This is a genomic window from Ramlibacter sp. (genome assembly GCF_035706265.1).
Classification (GTDB): domain Bacteria; phylum Pseudomonadota; class Gammaproteobacteria; order Burkholderiales; family Burkholderiaceae_C; genus Ramlibacter.
This window is the reverse complement of the sequence record NZ_DASSVG010000531.1, coordinates 1-2,743: the sequence shown is the minus strand read 5'-3', so window position 1 is coordinate 2,743 and position 2,743 is coordinate 1. Positions and strand designations below refer to the sequence as shown.

Genomic DNA, 2,743 nt, shown 5'->3' with positions numbered 1-2,743 from the left:
CGAGCCGGCGCTGTGGCCCGCCGCATGCAGCTCGACGCGGTTGCCGTGCCGGTCGCAGAACTTCTTCAGCTGCTGCGCCACGTAGTAGGCGCCGCCGATTGGCCCGCCGGGGCTGGGCGCATCGGAGGCCCGCTCGGCGCTCCACTTCATGCCGCCCCAGATGCGCGGGCCTTGCAGCGCGCGCGCCGCCGTCTCGATCAGGAAATCGCTGAAATCTGTGAGGCCGCGCGCACCGCCGGTGGCGCGCCCGAGCAGCTGCGCGATGGTCTCGAAGAAGCCGGTTTCCCAGAGGAAGTAGATCGGGTAGACGCCGTTGGCGAGCCACCAGCCCACGTGCCGCTGGGCGATCTGCAGCCCGCTGCTTTCCGACACCAGGCCGCCATGGGCGAAGAACACGATGCGCGCCGGGGCGTCGCCGTGTTGCGCCATCCAGCGCGGCAGGTGCTGCTCGAAGATCGCGTCCACCTCCTCCGGCGTGGAGGTCATCTCGCCTTCGCTGGAGAACTTGCCCGCGCGCAGGTTCACCAGGTGCGGGCGCAGCGCCGCGAGCGCGGCGGCATCGAGGCCGGATCCGCGCTGCAGCGCCTGCGGCCCGGTGGCCAACGACGTCTCGCGGCCGAGCGGCTCGAGGTGGTCTTCGGCGCAGACGTGGTCCGCCTCGGCGCTTTCGCTGCCGAGGTCGGTGACGCGCTGCAGGCCGCGGATCGCCTGCTGCACGGCGAGGTCTTCCTCCTCCGGGAAGGGCGAGCGCGGCGCCGCGGCTTCGAGCTCGCGCGGCGCCTGCAGCGCCTCGCGCGCGGCCGCCACGCCCCGCAGCACCTCCTGGAAGTCGATGGAGGAGCCGGGGCAGGTCTTGGGCCCCATCATGTTGTGGAAGCGCAGCGTGCCCGGCTCCAGGCCGAAGCGTTGCTGGACCAGCGCGATGACCTTGAGCGCCGTCTCGCGCTGCGCGCCGTCGAAGCTGTCGTGGCCCGGGCCGGCGTCGAAGTCGCCGACCATCTCGAACATGAACGGGCCGGCCGTGCGGTTGCCGTTGTGGCCGCTGGCGCTGGCCGGCGGCAGGTTCCAGTTGCGTCCGAGCCAGATCATCCCCTCGGGGTCGATCGTGATGTGCTGGGCGATGTCGCTCCAGCCGTTGGTCCTGGTGTGAAACTCCCACATCGCCACGATCGAGGCGTGGCCCCGGAACTGCTGGCGGTTGGGGCGCCAGGTGTGGTGCATGTGCACCGCGTTGATCCTGCGCTGGAAGGGGAACTTCTGCAGCAGCGACGCGAACTGCTCGGGGCTGAGTCGCTGGAAGGTGGGCGTGGGCATCGCGGTCACTCCTCCGTCGGGTGCTGCCGCAATGTAATTGCAATGCCCGATAGCGGCCTAGCCCTCCGATGGAGGAGCCGCGATGCGATCGGGGTTGCCGGCCGGCGGACTTACGCCGTTTGCGTAAGCGTGCGCCTCAAGGCCCGCGCCCGGCAGTGTCGTCCGGGCAACTATTTTCTGTGCCCGAAATCAACGTTCCTGCATCGAGTCCGGACCACGGATGGGCGCGCCGGAGAATGAAATTCTCTCATCTGCTTCCAAAAAGAGAGCATTTCATGAAAGCCATCGGATCCTTCGCGGCCTGGGCCGCGATCGCGGTCGTGGGGGCGCTGTCGTTCGCGGCGCTGGCCCTCGGCCGCGGTCAATCGGTGAATGCGGTCTGGCTGGTCACGGCCGGCCTGTGCGTCTACCTCATTGCGTACCGCTTCTACGGGCAGTTCATCGCGCACCGCGTGCTGCGCCTCGACGACGCGCGCATCACGCCGGCCGTGCGGCACAACGACGGCATGGACTACGTGCCGACCAACAAGTGGGTGCTCTACGGGCACCACTTCGCCGCCATCGCGGGCGCCGGCCCGCTGGTGGGTCCGGTGCTGGCGGCGCAGATGGGCTTCCTGCCCGGAACGCTGTGGATCCTGGTGGGCGTGGTGCTCGCCGGCGCGGTGCAGGACTTCATCGTGCTGTTCGTCTCCACGCGGCGCGACGGCAAGTCGCTCGGCCAGTTGATCCGCATGGAGCTGGGCCCGGTGCCCGGCTCGCTGGCCTCGGTGGGCATCCTGGCGATCATGATCATCATCCTGGCCGTGCTGGCGCTGGTGGTGGTGAAGGCGCTGACCTCCAGCCCCTGGGGCCTGTTCACGATCGCGGCGACCATTCCGATCGCGCTGCTGATGGGCATCTACATGCGCGTCATCCGCCCGGGCCGCGTCGGTGAAGCCTCCATCTTCGGCGTGGTGCTGCTGATGCTGGCCATCATCTTCGGCCGCCACATCGCCGAGAGTCCGACCTGGGGTCCCGCGTTCACGCTCACGGGCACCCAGATCGCCTGGGCCATGATCATCTACGGCGCGGTGGCCGCCAGCCTGCCGGTGTGGCTGATGCTCGCGCCGCGCGACTACCTGAGCACCTTCCTGAAGGTCGGCACCGTGGCGGCGCTGGCCCTGGGCATCTACTTCGTGGCGCCGAAGCTGGCGATGCCCGCGGTGACGCAGTTCGTGGACGGCACCGGCCCGGTGTTCTCGGGCCAGCTGTTCCCGTTCCTCTTCATCACCATCGCCTGCGGCGCGGTCTCCGGCTTCCACTCGCTGATCTCCTCGGGCACCACGCCCAAGATGGTGGAGAAGGAGTCGCACATGCCGCTGGTGGGCTTTGCCGGCATGCTGACCGAGTCCTTCGTCGCGCTGATGGCGATCACCGCCGCCTGCGTGCT

2 protein-coding genes are annotated in these 2,743 nt (G+C 69.2%); one reads left to right on the top strand and one right to left on the bottom strand.

All coding sequences use genetic code 11. From position 1 onward, the window contains the following. The coding region (locus tag VFM98_RS19040) for a peptidoglycan recognition family protein (RefSeq protein WP_325111470.1) at nt 1-1,314 on the bottom strand (1,314 nt) is incomplete at its 3' end. A gap of 275 nt (nt 1,315-1,589) precedes the next feature. Between VFM98_RS19040 and VFM98_RS19035 the strand changes: the two genes are divergently transcribed. Next, a partial coding sequence (locus tag VFM98_RS19035; protein ID WP_325111469.1) for a carbon starvation CstA family protein occupies nt 1,590-2,743 on the top strand: 1,154 nt, incomplete at its 3' end.